Raw genomic sequence first — 15193 nt, 5'->3', positions numbered from 1 at the left:
TCTGGGGCAGAGAACCGAAGCTTACCCCGGATGGGACAGCAATTCCGGCAGGGCTTCTGCCAGCAGGTCCCAGACGATGCGCACCCGAGGGCTGGTCCGCAGCTCGCGATGTGCAACCAGCCAGATCGGAAAGCGAAAGGTCACGTCCGGGAGAACGCGCCGCATCTCGGGCGCGGCGTCGCCCAGCCCACATGGCACCGTGCCCAGCCCGACGCCCCTGCGCGCCATTTCCCAATGGACCGTGTGCGAAGAGGTCAGGACGGGGAACTGCGCCGGTGTCACCGGGATCCCCCGCTTTTGCAGGGCTTCCATGAACTGGGTGTTGTCGGCAAAACCGATGAACTCCGCGCGGGCGAGGTCGGTGGGATCGTGAATTGGCCCCACCCGTTCCAGGTAGTCGACGGAGCCGTAGAACGTGCCCTCGTCATCGCCCACGCGCTTGGCGATCAGGTCCGGTTCCTCGGGGCGGGCGTTGCGGATGGCGATATCGGCCTCGCGCCGGCGCAGGTCGCGGATCTCGTTCGAGGCGACAACCTCCAGCGTGATCCCCGGGGCCAGGTCACGCAACCGGCGCGCAATGCGGGGCATCAACCAACTGGAATAGACTTCTGACGCGGTGACGGCCACATGCCCGGAGGCCGCCTGCGCCTGGCCCGACGCGGCCAGGGACACGCCCACTGCCGCCTCACCCATGGCGCGTACATGGCCCATCAATTGCGTGCCGGCCTGGGTCAACACCAGCCCCCGCCCGACTCGTTCGAACAGCACCAGCCCCAGCTCTTCTTCCAGCGCCGTGACCTGCCGTCCCAGCGTCGGCTGGGTCATGCCCAGCGCCCGCGCAGCAGCAGAGAGCGACCCCTCCTCGGCGGTGACGAGAAAGGCCCGCGCGCGGTTCCAGTCAAAGGTGACAGAGCGCCAATCCATGCAGGATTGCATGGCGATGGTGGCCGGATTGTCAATAGCCAGCCCGTCGGGGACCAAAAAACGCCCCGGACACATGCCCGGGGCGCACTACTCACACGAGGGTCTTGGGATCAGTTGACGGCTTCTGCGTCAACGACATCCTTCTCTACCATTTGGGCCTCCGGCTTGGCGATTGCAATGCGCCGGGGCTTCAGCGCTTCGGGGATCTCGCGCTTCAGGTCGATGTGCAGCATGCCGTTTTCATGCGTCGCCCCCTGGACCCGGACGTGGTCGGCCAGGTGGAAGCGGCGTTCAAAAGCGCGGGTCGCGATGCCACGATGCAGGAAGGACTTGCCTTCGTCGTTGTCGGCCTTGCGGGCCGAGACCACCAGCGCCTGCTCCTTCACCTCGACCGACAGGTCCTCGTCGGCGAAACCGGCCACGGCAATCGAGATGCGGTAGGCATCATCGGCAGTCTTTTCGATGTTGTAGGGGGGATAGCCCGGCTGCGCGTTGTCGCTGGCCAGAACGCGGTCCATCAGGTCGGCAATCTGGTCGAAACCGACAGTGGCACGGTAGAGCGGGGCAAAATCGAAATGTCGCATGGAATCCTCCGTTTGAGCGATACCTGTCTGTGGTGCGCCTTCCCTCCTGGGACAGGCGTCGTAAGCACCGGAACCCTGTCATAGGCGTCCCGGTGCAACTGAAATTGGGAAGCGATCGGAGCGGTTTCAAGACCCTCAGGGCCGGATGAAACGCGCCCCTGTCTCGCGACGGTCGCCTGCGGCCAGTCGGTCGACACCCGCGCCGGGATTGCGGTCCGCGGCCAGCGCGGTCTTCAGCGCGTCCAGCGGCGCGCCCAGGCCGCTGGCCAGGGCAACGGGCCTGCCATTGGCCTGCGCCTTGGACGAGACCACGGAAACGATCTGCGTTACCCCGTCCTGCAAGCGAAAGACCGGAGAGCCGGAGGCGCCGAAATCCACCACGCAGGACAGCACCAGCATCCCGTCCTGTCGTGCCAGAACCTCGCAGGTTTCCTGCAAAGACGGGGCTTCTGACCTGTCGCGGGCATAGGACACCACGCCCACCTCTTCGCCTCTGGATGGACCGGGGCCGACGCTGAACGGGGAAATGGTGGTGTTGCGGATCGGGTGTTGCAGCTCGATCAGCGCCAGGTCGTGACGGACACGATCCGTGCTGGCCTGCGCGCCATAAACGAAATCCGGATGCGGCACCGCCTTGCGCACCAACCGGTAGGCCGCCGCGCGCCCGTTGCGCCACCCGGCGAGGAACTGCATGTCCTCGACCGAGACGCGGTTGCCGGTATCGGGATCATAAAGGCAATGCGCCGCCGTCAACACCAGGTGGGGCGCGATCAGCGCACCGGTGCAAAAGGCACTGCCGGCGATTTCGATTCGGCCGACCGCCTCCCATCCGCGGCCGTCCTCGGCCGACTCCATGCTGAACAGGCCCTGCGCGCTTGCCGCGTTGCCCAAGACCCAAAGAAAGAAAACCAGAAAAAGCCGCACTGCACCGTTATCCTATACCTTTGGTTATAGATTCGCATCGGATCTGGGCAAAATTGAGGCAAGGTCGACCTGAATTCAGACTGTTCTTGTCAGGTCAGCGACCGCGGCTTCGGTCCCCCGGTGGCCCAGTCCAACAGCTCGACGGTGTGCACGACGGGCAGGTCGGTGCCGCTGCCGATCTGCATCATGCAGCCGATGTTCCCGGCGGCGATGACCTCCGGTTTCCTGGCTTCCAGCGTGCGCACCTTGCGGGCTTTGAGCTTGGTCGAAATCTCGGGCTGCATCAGGTTGTAGGTGCCCGCGCTGCCGCAGCAAAGGTGGCTGTCCGCCGGTTCCACAACCTCAAATCCCGCGCGTTTCAGCAGGTCCTTGGGCGCCGTCTTGACCTTTTGCCCGTGCTGCAGGGAACAGGCGGCATGGTAGGCGACACGCAGCCCCTTGGCCGCGCCTTCGGGGATGTCCAGCCGGGTCAGCAGCTCGCTGATGTCCATCGCGATCCCGGCGACCCGCGCCGCGTCATCGGCCAGGTCGTCCTGGGCGAACATATGGCCGTAGTCCTTGACCGTGGTACCGCAACCCGAGGTGTTGATGACAATGGCGTCCAGCCCCTCGCCATTCATCTCGGCCGTCCAGGCGCGGATATTCCTTGCGGCGGTTGCGTGGCTCTCGCCGGTCTTGCCCATGTGATGGGTCAGCGCCCCGCAACAGCCCGCGCCTTTCGCAACCACCACTTCGCAACCCAGCCGGGTGAGCAGGCGGATCGTGGCATCGTTGATGTCGGTGTTCAGCGCCTTTTGCGCACACCCGGTCATCAGCGCCACGCGCATCTTCCTTTCGACCTTGGGCGCGAAACTCTGCGGATCGTCATTGCGGCTGACCGGCGGGATCTTGTCGGGCGCCATGTCCAGCATCGCCCGCAGCCGTGCGTCCGGGATCAGCCCGCGGAATGGCTTGCCCATCTTGGCGGCCAGCAGTGCCATTCGGAATCGTCCGGGATAGGGCAGGATCCGCGCCAGCAGCCAGCGCAGGGCCTTGTCGTGCCAGGGGCGGTCATAGTGCTTCTCGATATAGTCGCGGGCATGATCGACAAGATGCATGTAATGCACCCCCGAGGGGCAGGTCGTCATGCAGGCCAGACAGGACAGGCAGCGATCGATATGCTTGACGGTCTTCTCGTCCGGCACACGCTCATTTTCCAGCATGTCCTTGATCAGGTAGATGCGACCACGGGGGGAATCCAGCTCGTCGCCCAGCAATTGGTAGGTAGGGCAGGTCGCGGTGCAAAACCCGCAATGCACGCAGCTGCGCAGGATCTGGTTTGCGCGCGCCGTGCCCGCGTCCTTCAGTTGCTCTTCGGTGAAATTCGTCTGCATGTCAGTCCATCACTTGGGCCAGGGCGAGGCCAAACCAGGGGAGCGCGCAGGCCAGCAGCGCGCCGCGTTTCGTCCATCGGCTGTTCGTCGCACCGGCCAACTGTCGCCGCAGGGCCTGCGCCACCATGACCACCGCCAGCACCCAACCGGTCCAAAGCGCGGCAAGCGAGGCCAGCGCCGATCTCTCTTGCAGGTACAGCGCCAGTCCAGAGGCCAGGAAGACCGCCAGCGCAAGCCCGATCAGCGCGCCCGGAGTGTCGGGCAGTTGCAGCAGCACCGCACCCAGCAAGGGCGCCGCGACAAAGCCCATGACAAATAGGATCAGGGCCGGATTGGCCATCAGGTCATGATCCCGGGGTTCAGCATGCCGCGCGGATCGAACCGGGCGCGGATGCCCGCGCTGAGCGTTGCCAGCGCAGGCGGTTCCGGCTGGAACACCGGCAGGTTCAGCCGCGTCTGTTCCGAGGCCCGGATCAGCGTCGCGTGCCCTTTCAACTCTTTGGGACGCAGATCGGTGCCCGGTGCGCATTCCACCCAGATCAACCCGCCCCCCCAGTCGTAGAGCACCCGTTCGACCGGATGCGCCGCGCGCAACCGGGCCAACAGCCCCGGCGCCTCGCTGGGCCTGACGGAGAACTTCCAGACATCGCCGCCGGTGCCCTGCATGATCTCCACGTCCCGCACCCAGCGCCAGAGCGCGCCAACCCGGTCCGGGTCCGTCTCCACCCGTATGGAAAGGTCGGAAAACATGTCCTGCAAGCGCCCGGTGCGGTAGGCGACGGACCCGGCAAATCCTTCGAGCCGCAAAAGCGTCAGCGGCTGCTCACCCGGTCCACCCGGCGCATGGGCCGCACCCGTCACCTCAAAGGGCGAAGTCAGCGCCCGGCTCATCACCTCTTGCGCGCCCGCCTCGTCCAGCCCGTCGATCAACAGGGTGGCGGCGGTTTCCGGCACCGGCAACACCTTAAGGCTGACTTCCGTCAAGACACCCAGGGTGCCCCAGCTGCCGCACATCAGTTTGACCAGATCGTAGCCGGTGACATTCTTCATCACGCGCCCGCCGTTCTTGATCACCTGCCCCGCGCCATCGACGAACTGCACGCCCAGCAGGAAATCCCGCGCCGCCCCGGCCTGCACCCGGCGCGGTCCGCTGACATTGCCGGCCACCACGCCACCGATGGTCGGTTCGCCGAGGGTCCCCAGCAACCCGCGATGATCCATCGGCTCAAAGGCCAGACGCTGCCCCTCCGCCGCCAGCGTCGCCTCGATCTCGGCCAGCGGGGTGCCCGCCTGCGCCACCAGCGTCAGTGCACCCGGTTCATAAAGCGAGATACCCGACAGGCCGCCCGTCTCCAGAACCTCCGCCGCGGTGGTCACGCCGATGGCCCGCGTCCCGCCGCCACGGATGTGAAAAGGCGCGCTGGCGCCGGTGATCACCTCGGCCAGTTCCGCTTCGCTCTCAGGTCTCATGCGCCACGCTCCTGGCTTCTTCTCTGCAAAAATACTCCGGGGTGTGGGGCTGGCCCCACTCCCTCACTCCGCCGCCAGCGCGAGGCTCCGGCGTCCTTCCGACGCGGCCAAGGGGAAAACCTTGGCCGGGTTCAAGAGCCACGCCGGGTCAAAGACGTCCTTGACCGCCATCTGCGCCTCCAGGTCGACCGGATCGTACTGGTCCACCATCAGGTCCCGTTTCTCGATGCCCACGCCATGTTCACCGGTCAGGCAGCCGCCCACCTCGACACAGAGCTTCAGGATCTCGGCGCCGAAGGCCTCGCAGGTTTCCAATTGTCCCGGCTCGTTGGCATTGAACAGGATCAGCGGGTGCATGTTGCCGTCGCCGGCGTGGAACACGTTGGCCACGTCCAGTCCGAATTCCCTGGACATCTCGCCGATGCGGCGCAGGACGTAGGGCAGCGCGCTGACCGGGATCGTCCCGTCCAGGCACATGTAGTCGTTGATGTTGCCCATCGCGCCAAAGGCCGATTTCCGGCCCAGCCAGATCCGCGCCGCCTCGTCGGCACTCTGTGCCTCGCGCAGCTCCACCGGGTCGTGGCGCCGGGCGATCTCAAGGATCAGGCCCAGCTGTTCGTCGATTTCCGCCGGGCTGCCCTCGACCTCGACGATCAGCAGTGCCTCGCAGTCCGGGTATCCCGCCTTGGCGAAATCCTCGGTCGCGCGAATGCAGGGCCGGTCCATGAACTCGATCGCCACCGGCAGAACGCCCGCCTTGATGATGTCAGAGACGCATTCCCCCGCGACCTCGTTCGAATCAAAGCCCATCAGCACCGGCCGCGCGCCCTCCGGCTTGCGCAGGATGCGCAGGGTTGCCTCTGTCACGACGCCCAACTGCCCCTCGGAGCCGCAGATCAGCCCCAGCAGATCCAGTCCGCCCGCATCCAGATGTGCGCCGCCGATCTCGACCACGGTGCCGTCCATCTGCACCATCGTCACGCCCAGCAGGTTGTTCGTCGTCACGCCGTATTTCAGGCAATGCGCCCCGCCCGAGTTCATCGCGATGTTGCCGGCAATCGCGCAGGCCAGTTGCGACGAGGGGTCGGGGGCGTAAAAGAAATCCTCTTCCTCGACGGCGCCGGTCACGCTCAGGTTGGTGCGCCCGGTCTGCACGCGGATGACGCGGTCGGCGTAATCCACCTCCAGCACCTCGTTCATGCGCGCTACGCCCAGGATCACCGAATCCGCCGTCGGCAAAGCGCCCCCTGCCAACGAGGTGCCCGAGCCGCGTGGCACCACCGGTACGCCCTCTTCGTGGCAGACCTTCAGCACCGCGGCGACCTCTTCGGTCGAGGAGGGCAGCACGGCCGCCAGCGGCGGGCAGCGATAGGCGGTCAGGGCGTCGCATTCATAGGCGCGCGTCTCCATCTCGTCCTCGATCACCGCGTCGGCGGGCAGGACGCTGCGCAATCGCTCGACGATCCGCGCCTTGCGGGCCAGGATGGCGGGGTTCGGGTCGGGCATCTGCATTTCAGGTCTCCTCGGCCACCGCGGCATCGGGGCAATTGGTAAGAAGATATAACCAAAATCGCCATTGCGCTACAGTGAATCGCGCTGCGGTGGCGCGGCATCTTGCCATTTATCCGGCTACAGGGTCAGGTGCGCGCATGAGTTGGGTCAAGATCATTCATCTTTTGTGCGTCATGGGCTGGATGACCTCCATCTTTGCCGTGCCGCGCGCGATAATCTACTGGAAGCGTGAGCACGCACGCCTCGGCGAAAACGGACCGTTGGGCGATCTGACGTTCCGGCTCTACCGGTTTTCCTTCGGGCTTGGCGTGATCGCCATCATCACCGGCGTCTGGTACGGGCTCTGGCTGGGCTGGCCCGCCTGGTTGCACCTCAAGGCCACGCTGGTCGTGTTGCTGGCGGCGCATTACCTCTGGACCGGGCGGCTGGTGCGGCGGGCACAGCGCGGCGTCTTCACCGAAAGCGACATGTACCTGCGCATCTTCAACGAGATCAGCGTGATCGGCACCATCGCGATCCTCTGGGTCGTCGTGGCCCAACCCTTCTGATGACCTGGGAGACGCTGCGCGCCGGGTTTACCCTGTGGGATGTCGCCGCGCTGACGCTGCTGGCGCTTGCGTGGCAAGGCGCGGGCTGGATCATCGAACACCCGCCCCGGCGCCGGCCCTCGACCTCGGTGATCATGGCGGACTATCGGCGCGCCTGGATGGAGGTCTTTGTCACCCGCGATCCGCGCATCTTCGATTCGCAGATCGTGAGCAATCTGCGGCAAGGCACGGCGTTTTTCGCCTCGGCCAGCATGATCGCGATCGGTGGCGGCTTTGCCCTGATCGGCAATGCCGATCGGCTGCGCGGCGTGGCGCAGGACCTGGCGCCCTCGGTCGATCCGGTGGTGGTGCTGGAAATCAAGGTCATGGCGATGATGCTCTTCGCTGCAAACGCCTTTCTGAAATTCGTCTGGTCACACCGGCTGTTCGGCTATGCCTCCGTGCTGATGGCGGCGGTGCCGAACGAACCGGATCACCCGGCGGCCTACCCCCGCGCCCGCAAGGCGGCCGAGATCAACGTGACCGCTGCGCGCAGCTACAACCGCGGCCTTCGGTCGGTCTATTTCGGGATCGCGGCTTCGGCCTGGCTGGTGGGGGCCGGGCCGCTGATCGGGGCGACGCTCATTGCCCTGGCGGTGATCCTGCGGCGAGAGTTCACCTCGGCGTCGCGCGAGGTCCTGCTTGAAGACACCGACAAGATGGAATGACCACTCCCTCCGCGCTTCGTGATCCACAGCGCGGCGCAAGGCTGCTAGGCTGATCGCATGAAACACGTTGCAGCCTTTCTCCTTTTCACCACCCCCGCTCTGGCCGATCCGCCCCGGATCGAGGCCGTCGAGGCCAGCCAGGGCAATGGCACCTGGCGTTTTTCCGTCACGCTTTCCCACCCGGACACGGGGTGGGACCATTATGCCGATGGCTGGCGTGTGGAACTGCCCGACGGCACCGTTCTAGGCACGCGGGAGTTGTTGCACCCGCATGTGAACGAACAGCCCTTTACCCGATCGCAGTCCGGCATCGTGATCCCCGAGGGCACGTCCCAGGTCATGATCCGGGCAAAATGCTCGGTCGATGGCTGGTCCGCCGAGCCATTTCCCTATTCGCTGCCGTAGGGCGGGGCTCGCCCCGCCCGTCACTTCGGCAAGGTCTCAGCTGCGGCCCTCGCGCATCCAGGCCCCGACGATCAGCCCGGCGGCCAGCAGCAGCACCAGCCACTCCGGCGCCAGCGGAGTCTGTCGCACGTCCAGCGTCTCGTAGGCCTCGCGCGGGGTCAGCCCGATCCAGCCGCGCCCGGCGGCGGGCCGCCCGGCGCGGACCTCGCGGATCGATGGCAGCCCCTCTTCCAGGCGCATGACACCGCCGCGCATCTCGTCGATGACCGGCGCCAAGGCCGCGCCGGATGCGATGGTCTGGACAAACTCGCGCGGGGCCGAGGGACCAAGGCCCACCACCGCCGACAGCGCGTTTTCCTCCAGCCGGTAGAGGCCGATCTGGGGACCGTCGTAGATCGCCTCGTAGCGACCCGGGCTGACCTCTTCCAGCGGCACCTGAACCTCGTCGCCATCGGGCGTGGTCACGATCACATCGCCGACAAATTCGTTCAGGGTGCGGCGCACGATCCGCATCGTCTGTCCGGCAGGTTCCGCCCAGAGTGCCTCTTCCTCCAGCTCGGGTTCCTTCATCATCCAGTGCGCCAGCCGCCGCAGCAGGTCCAGTTGCGGCCCGCCACCCTCGTAGCCCCGGCTCCACAGCCAGGCCTGGTCCGAGGCCAGCAGCGCCACGCGCCCCTCTCCTACGCGGTCCAGCACCAGCAAGGGACGGTCGTCGATGCCGGACATGACCACGTCGCCCTTGATCGGCTGCACCTCGATCTGGCGCAGCCAGCGGCCCCAGTCATCCGCGCCCGACAGGCCCGATGTCACCGGGTGGCGCTGGCCCAGGTCGGTCACGGCTGGCTTGTACCCTTGGTCGACCACCCGCGCCGTCGGTTCCGCAGGCAGGATGTCCGCCAGCGGCGAGCGATAGATCGAATCCGCCGAGGCGAAATCCGGCCCGGCGGCGACCAGCACCGCGCCGCCCTTCTCGACATAGTTGCGCACGTTGTCGAGGTAGATCGCCGGCAGGATGCCGCGCCGCTTGTAGCGGTCGAAGATGATCAGATCGAAATCGTCGATCTTGTCGAGGAACAACTCGCGCGTCGGAAAGGCGATCAGCGACAATTCGTTGACCGGCACGCCATCCTGCTTTTCCGGCGGGCGCAGGATGGTGAAATGCACCAGGTCGACCGAGGAATCCGATTTCAGCAGGTTGCGCCAGGTGCGTCCGCCCGCGTGCGGCTCTCCCGAGACCAACAGCACGCGCAGCCGGTCGCGCACGCCGTTGATCTGGATCAGTGCCTTGTTGTTGCGATCCGTCAGCTCTCCATCCGCCTCGGGCACTGTGAACTCGATCACGTTCAGCCCGCCGTGGGGCAGGGTGATCGGCAGGGTCAGGTCCTCGCCGATGGGGACGGTGAAACGCTCGGCCTCGTCGCCATCGACAGAGATCAGGATATCGGTCCGGGTATCGCCGGGGGCGGCGCCGTTGTCCTCGATCCGCAGGGTCAGTTCGACCTCCTCGCCGAGGATGGCAAAGGACGGGGCGTTGCGCACGATCAGGCGGCGGTCCCAGTCATCTTCCTTGCCGGTCATCAGCAGGTGCATCGGCGCGGGAAGGTCCGGCGCGCGTTCGAGGTCATGCAATCGCCCGTCCGACAGCAGAAGGATACCGGCGATGCGCCCGCGCGGTTCCTCGGCCAGGGCATTGGACAGGGCCGTCATCAACAGCGTGCCGGCGTCGCCTTCTCCGTCCGGGACGGGAATGCGGCGCACCTCGGTGTTGGGACGCGCGTCAAGCTGTGCCTCCAGCCGTGCGGCGGCCTCGGTGGTGATGTCGGCGCGTTCCGCCAGTTGCTGCGAGGCGGTCTCGTCCACCAGCATCAGCACGATGTCCGAGAGCGGTGCGCGGTCCTCGACCTGGTACGACGGCTGCGCCAGCGCGCCCACCAGCACCACGCCCGCCAGAAAGCGCAGGGCCCAGCCCGACAGCCCACGCCACAGCGCCAGGCCCGTGCCCAGCAGCGCCAGCGCCGCCAGTACGGCAATTGCCGCCCAGGGCAGCAGCGGGTCGAATACGATCTGTCCGTTCATGTCTGCTCTCGCTTATTGGCCCAGGCGGTCCAGCAGGGCGGGGACATGGACCTGGTCGGATTTGTAGTTGCCCGTCAGGACGTGCATCACGAGGTTCACGCCGAACCGATAGGCGATCTCGCGCTGGCGTTCCCCGGCAAAGCCGCTGCCGATGGGCACCAGGGGATTGCCGTTGCCGTCCATCGCCCAGGCGGCGGCCCAGTCGTTGCCGCCGATGACCACCGGTGTCACGTTGTCGTTGAGATCGCGAAAGGGCATGCCCTCGATCAGTTCCGCATCCGGCGGTGCGGCCTCGACCCAGACCTCGCGGCCCGCATGACGACCGGGAAAGGCGTTCAGCAGGTAGAAAGTGCGGGTCAGGACGTGGTCCTCGGGGACGGGCTCCAGCGGAGGAATGTCCAGCGGTGCGGCCAGTTGTTGCAGCTTGCGGCCCTCCGGCGTCGCGCTGCCAAAACCCGAGATATCGGCATCCCGCGTGTCGAAGACGATCATGCCGCCGGTGCGCAGGTAGGTGTTCAGCTTGGCATAGGCCTCACGCGATGGCGTCGGCTGGCCGGCGGTTATCGGCCAGTACAGCATCGGGTAAAAGGCCAGTTCGTCGGATTCCAGATCGACGCCGACCGGCGGGTTCGGTTCGACCGAGGTGCGAAAGAACAACGTGTCGGACAGGCCCTGCAGCCCGGCCTTTGACAGGTCGTCCACCGTGCTGTCGCCGGTGATCACATAGGCCAGCACCACCTCACTTGCGGCGGCGATGGCGGCGCGATCTTCCGGCGTCTGGGCCTGCCCGTGCTGCGGTGCCAGCATCAGTGCGCCCAGAACCACCCCGGCGGACACCGCGCCGCGCAGCCGCCCCGAAAGCGCCAGGGAAGCGATCACATCCGCCAGCAACAGCGCGATGGCCGCGGCCAGCAGCCAGCCTGCCAGCGGTTTTTCCTGCGGCTGAACGATGCCCTCGACCGGGATGCGTTCGGGCCAGACCATCGGGGTCAGGTCCATGTCGGTGGTGACGACGTTGCGCGCCAGGCTGCGGTCCTCGCCCTGGTAGACGCCGGGACGCAGCTCCGGCCCCAGCGGCGCGGCGACAAGATCGGGGCCGTCGACACCGGGCAGGGTGCTGGCCTCGCGCGGGCGGCCAAAGGCATCCAGAACGCGGATCGGTTGCCAGACGGTGCCCTCCATGTCCTCGATCTCTGGCTGGGCGGCGGCAGAGGAGACCGCCAGCCGTTCCAGCATCTGAACGAACAGACCTGACAGCGGCAGGCTGGACCATTCCGCATTGGCGGTGACATGGAACAGCACAACCTGCCCCTGGCCCACGGATTTGCGCGTCACCAACGGCGTGCCGTCCGACAGTTGCGCGACCACGCGCGCCGCCAGCGTCGGGTCGGGCTGGGCCATGACCTGGCTGTTCACGGTCACGTCGTCGGGGATGTCCAACCCGAAGAACGGGCTTTCGTCCGGGAAGGGGGCCAGCGCCTTGGGCTCGCCCCAGCTCATGGCGCCGCCCACTGTCCGGCCCCCGGCGCGAAGGCGCACGGGCATCAGGGGATCCTCGAGGTCGCGGCTGATGTCCGAGGCCGCCAGCTTTGGCCCGGCAAAGCGCAGCAGCATCCCGCCCTTGTCCAGCCACTCCAGCACGGCCTCTTCCTCGGCGGGTGACAGGGTGGCGACGTCGGCCAGTATGATGACGTCCGGGTTGGCGGGCAGGATGTCCAGCAGGGCGCCATCCAGCAGGTCGGCGGTCGGCTCCAACGCCTTTTCCAGGTAGTGCAGCGGCGACAGCAGCTCCAGCCCTTCGCGGTCGGTCGCGCCGGCGATCAGGGCGACCTCGCGGCGGCGCAGGCTGTCGTCCGGCAGGGTGACGGCCCCGGCACTGCGCGCGCCCTCGATTTCGAACCGTTCAATGCGGGCGCGCAACTCGGCGGGCAGGGCGATCTCGGTGATCGATTCCAACATCCCGGCCTCGAAGGTGAGCGTGTTGCGGGTCAGCACGGCGGGATTGCCCGCCGGGTCCTTGCCATGCCCGGCCAAGGTCACCTCGGCCTCCGGGCCTTCGCGCAGGCGGCGGGCGGTGATCAGCAGGTTGCCCTCGGACACCTGCGCGGGCTCCAGCGCATAGAGTGTGCGCGGCGCTTCGAAGACGGTCACGCGGCCCCGGGATTCCAGCGCCGTCAGCAGGTCCTCGCGCCCCTCGCGGGCGAGGGCATCCGACATCCAGTAGGTGTCGAACCCGTCCTCGGGCAGCAGTTCGATGGCGCGGGCGATGTTGTCAGCGCTGGGTTGCCAGGGTTCCGGCAGGATGCCCGACAGCCGCGTGCGCAGCACGTCGGCGCTGAGGAACTGGACCTGTTCGGGATCGGTCAGCCGCATCACGGCCACGGGCCGCGTATTGCGCCCGGCCTCGGCCAGCAAGCCATCCAGCGCGATCATCCGCCCGCGCCAGTCGGCGGCAGAGGCCCAGCTGGCATCCATCACCACCAGCAGCGGCCCGTCGCCCGCTGCCTCGGTGTCGTTGTCGGGGTTGAGCACCGGCCCGGAGAGGCCCACGATCACCGCGGCCACCGCCAGCATCCGCAGCAGCAAGAGCCACCAGGGCGTGCGGTCGGTCACCTGTTCCTCGTCCTTGAGGCCCAGCAGCAGGACAACGCCCGGGAACATCCGCCGGATCGGTGCCGGCGGCACCGCCCGCAGGATGATCCAGAGGATGGGCAGGGCAAGCAGCCCCAGCAAGAGCCAGGGTGTCGTGAAACCGATCAGGCCGAAAAGCGTCATCCGTGGCTCCCGTCCAGCGCGCGGTATACCCATAGCAGGGCGGATTGCGCGGTCTGGTCCGTGTGATGGGTCAAGTGCTGCCAGCCCGTCAGCCGACAGATCGCGTCCAGCCGCGCCTTGCGCTCGGCCAGCCGCTGCAAATAGGTCTCGCGCAGGTCACCGGCCTTGAGCGTTTCATGCCGCATGGTCTGGTTCACGCTTTCGAAGATCGTCCGCCCGTCAAAGGGAAAGGCCTCCTCGGACGGGTCCAGAACCTGCAAAAGCACGCCCCGAACGCCGCGGTCGGCGGCCTTGGTCAGGGCCGCTTCGACCGGTTCGACGTCGCTCAGGAAATCCGACACGAACAGCGCCTTGGCGTTCGGCAGCATGCCGCGTGCCTCGGGTTCGGCGTAGTCGTCCTCGCCGTCCTCGGAAAACATCTCGGCCAGTCGCAGGGTCTGCATGTCGCCCCGGCGCGGCGGCAGGCGCCAGCCGGTCAGGCCGACACGTTCGCCGCCGCGGATCAGCAGGATCGAGGTGGCCAGTGCCACCAGCCGCGCGCGGTCGGCCTTGGTCGGCAGGTTCTTGTGGCTGGAAAAGCGCATCGAGGCGCCGGGATCGACCCAGACCTGCACGCTTTGCGCGATCTGCCATTCGCGTTCGCGCACGAATTGCTCGTCCCCGCGCGCCGACCGGCGCCAGTCGATGGAACGATAGCTGTCGCCGGGCTGCAGCGTGCGGTATTGCCAGAAATCATCGCCAAGCCCGGCGCGCCGCCTGCCGTGGTCGCCCAGAAGGACGGTGCCGGCAAGATGTTCGGCGCGGGCCAGCAGGGCCGGGAAACGCCCGGCCTCTTCCTGGGCGCGGGTGCGCAGATGGGCAACGGTGGCTGTCACGCCGCGGCCTCGGTCCGGCGCAGCCCCTCGGCGACCTCGTCGATCAGTGCGCCCAGATCCTCACCCCGTGCGCGGGCAGAGAAGCTCAGCGCCATTCGGTGCACCAGAACCGGCTTGGCCATGTCCAGGACATCCTCGGGCGACGGTGCAAGGCGGCCCTGCAACAAGGCGCGGGCCCGAACGGTCAGCATCAGCGCCTGAGCGGCGCGCGGGCCGGGGCCCCAGGCGACGATGTCCTTGACGCGCTCCGGCGAAGACGGATCAGAGGGACGGAACGCCCGCACGAGGTCGAGGATCATCTCGACCACCGCATCGCCCACCGGCATCCGGCGCAGAAGTGTCTGCGCGGCGATCAGTTCCGCAGCGGTGAACACCTGGTGCGACTGCGCCTCTTCGGTGCCGGTGGTGGCCAGCAGGATGTCCTTTTCCGTGCCGCGATCCGGGTAGGCCACGTCGATCTGGACAAGGAAACGGTCAAGCTGCGCCTCGGGCAGCGGATAGGTGCCTTCCTGTTCGATCGGGTTCTGCGTGGCGAGAACGTGGAACGGCGCCTCCAGCGCGCGGGTCTGTCCGGCCACCGTGACCTGCTTTTCCTGCATCGCCTGCAACAGGGCCGACTGAGTCCGGGGGGAGGCGCGGTTGATCTCGTCCGCCATCAGCAACTGGCAGAAGATCGGGCCTTCGATGAACTTGAACGTGCGCTCGCCATTCGCGCCGGTTTCCAGCACCTCGGAGCCGAGGATGTCGGCGGGCATCAGGTCCGGCGTGAACTGCACCCGGTTGCCGTTCAGACCCATGACCGTCGACAGGGTTTCCACCAGCCGCGTCTTGCCAAGGCCCGGCAGGCCGATCAGCAGCGCGTGCCCCCCGCACAGGAGCGACGACAGCGTCAGGTCCACGACCCGTTCCTGTCCGATGAAGCGCGCGGTGATCGACTTCTTGGCCTCGGCCAGCTTGTCCTCGAGCGCCTCGATCTCGGCGACCAGATCCTCGGCCGCGCCTGCGTGATCGGACATGTCA

General features: G+C 67.0%; 14 protein-coding genes. 3 read left to right on the top strand and 11 right to left on the bottom strand.

All coding sequences use genetic code 11. The features are described from left to right. Nucleotides 1–21: 21 nt before the first annotated feature. The 7 genes from RBB42_RS02010 to RBB42_RS01980 all read right to left on the bottom strand — a co-directional run bounded on the left by RBB42_RS02010 (nt 22) and on the right by RBB42_RS01980 (nt 6787). Nucleotides 22–924 (bottom strand): LysR family transcriptional regulator, encoded by a 903-nt coding sequence (locus RBB42_RS02010; protein ID WP_305967857.1) that lies wholly within the window; start codon nt 922–924, stop codon nt 22–24. A 110-nt stretch (nt 925–1034) separates the two neighbouring features. Next, a complete protein-coding gene (locus RBB42_RS02005; RefSeq protein WP_305967858.1) occupies nt 1035–1508 on the bottom strand; it encodes an Hsp20 family protein in 474 nt (157 codons plus the stop codon). A gap of 135 nt (nt 1509–1643) precedes the next feature. Beyond that, nucleotides 1644–2432 (bottom strand): trypsin-like serine peptidase, encoded by a 789-nt coding sequence (locus RBB42_RS02000; protein ID WP_371931720.1) that lies wholly within the window; start codon nt 2430–2432, stop codon nt 1644–1646. 89 nt (nt 2433–2521) lie between these two features. Next, nucleotides 2522–3805 carry a glycolate oxidase subunit GlcF gene (gene glcF, locus RBB42_RS01995; RefSeq protein ID WP_305967859.1) on the bottom strand — a complete coding sequence of 428 codons (1284 nt, stop codon included), beginning with the start codon at nt 3803–3805 and terminating at the stop codon, nt 2522–2524. Between the two features lies 1 nt (nt 3806). After that, the gene (locus tag RBB42_RS01990) at nt 3807–4145 is read right to left on the bottom strand and encodes a hypothetical protein (RefSeq protein ID WP_305967860.1); all 339 of its coding nucleotides are present in this window, start codon (nt 4143–4145) and stop codon (nt 3807–3809) included. Then, nucleotides 4145–5275: an FAD-binding protein gene (locus RBB42_RS01985; RefSeq protein ID WP_305967861.1), complete on the bottom strand. Its 1131-nt coding sequence runs from the start codon at nt 5273–5275 to the stop codon at nt 4145–4147. Before RBB42_RS01985 ends, RBB42_RS01990 begins: the two co-directional genes overlap by 1 nt. Nucleotides 5276–5338: 63 nt before the next feature. Beyond that, entirely contained in the window at nt 5339–6787 is a 1449-nt protein-coding gene (locus RBB42_RS01980) for an FAD-linked oxidase C-terminal domain-containing protein (protein ID WP_305967862.1), read from the bottom strand. Between the two features lie 137 nt (nt 6788–6924). Between RBB42_RS01980 and RBB42_RS01975 the strand changes: the two genes are divergently transcribed. From RBB42_RS01975 to RBB42_RS01965, 3 genes are read left to right on the top strand one after another with little or no spacing between them, the layout of a single operon-like run. Further along, on the top strand, nt 6925–7335 hold the full coding sequence (locus RBB42_RS01975; protein WP_305967863.1) for a CopD family protein: 411 nt from the start codon (nt 6925–6927) through the stop codon (nt 7333–7335). Beyond that, a complete protein-coding gene (locus RBB42_RS01970) occupies nt 7335–8042 on the top strand; it encodes a DUF599 domain-containing protein (RefSeq protein ID WP_305967864.1) in 708 nt (235 codons plus the stop codon). The genes RBB42_RS01975 and RBB42_RS01970 overlap by 1 nt, the downstream gene beginning before the upstream one ends. A gap of 57 nt (nt 8043–8099) precedes the next feature. Then, a complete protein-coding gene (locus RBB42_RS01965) occupies nt 8100–8447 on the top strand; it encodes a hypothetical protein (RefSeq protein WP_305967865.1) in 348 nt (115 codons plus the stop codon). A gap of 36 nt (nt 8448–8483) precedes the next feature. Here the strand turns inward: RBB42_RS01965 and RBB42_RS01960 are convergent, their stop codons facing one another. Genes RBB42_RS01960 through RBB42_RS01945 form a run of 4 tightly spaced genes read right to left on the bottom strand, consistent with a single transcriptional unit; the run spans nt 8484 to nt 15189 of the window. Further along, nucleotides 8484–10523 carry a glutamine amidotransferase gene (locus tag RBB42_RS01960; protein ID WP_305967866.1) on the bottom strand — a complete coding sequence of 680 codons (2040 nt, stop codon included), beginning with the start codon at nt 10521–10523 and terminating at the stop codon, nt 8484–8486. Nucleotides 10524–10535: 12 nt separating this feature from the next. After that, nucleotides 10536–13298, bottom strand: a complete 2763-nt coding sequence (locus RBB42_RS01955; RefSeq protein WP_305967867.1) for a DUF4159 domain-containing protein — start codon at nt 13296–13298, stop codon at nt 10536–10538. Then, nucleotides 13295–14173: a DUF58 domain-containing protein gene (locus RBB42_RS01950; RefSeq protein WP_305967868.1), complete on the bottom strand. Its 879-nt coding sequence runs from the start codon at nt 14171–14173 to the stop codon at nt 13295–13297. The genes RBB42_RS01955 and RBB42_RS01950 overlap by 4 nt, the downstream gene beginning before the upstream one ends. Beyond that, nucleotides 14170–15189, bottom strand: coding sequence for an AAA family ATPase (locus tag RBB42_RS01945; protein ID WP_305967869.1), 1020 nt, complete (start codon nt 15187–15189; stop codon nt 14170–14172). Before RBB42_RS01945 ends, RBB42_RS01950 begins: the two co-directional genes overlap by 4 nt. Nucleotides 15190–15193: the final 4 nt, after the last annotated feature.

The sequence above is a fragment of the Mameliella sp. MMSF_3455 genome (assembly GCF_030733205.1).
In the GTDB taxonomy this organism is placed as follows: domain Bacteria; phylum Pseudomonadota; class Alphaproteobacteria; order Rhodobacterales; family Rhodobacteraceae; genus Antarctobacter.
This window is presented reverse-complemented; position numbering and strand designations above follow the sequence as displayed.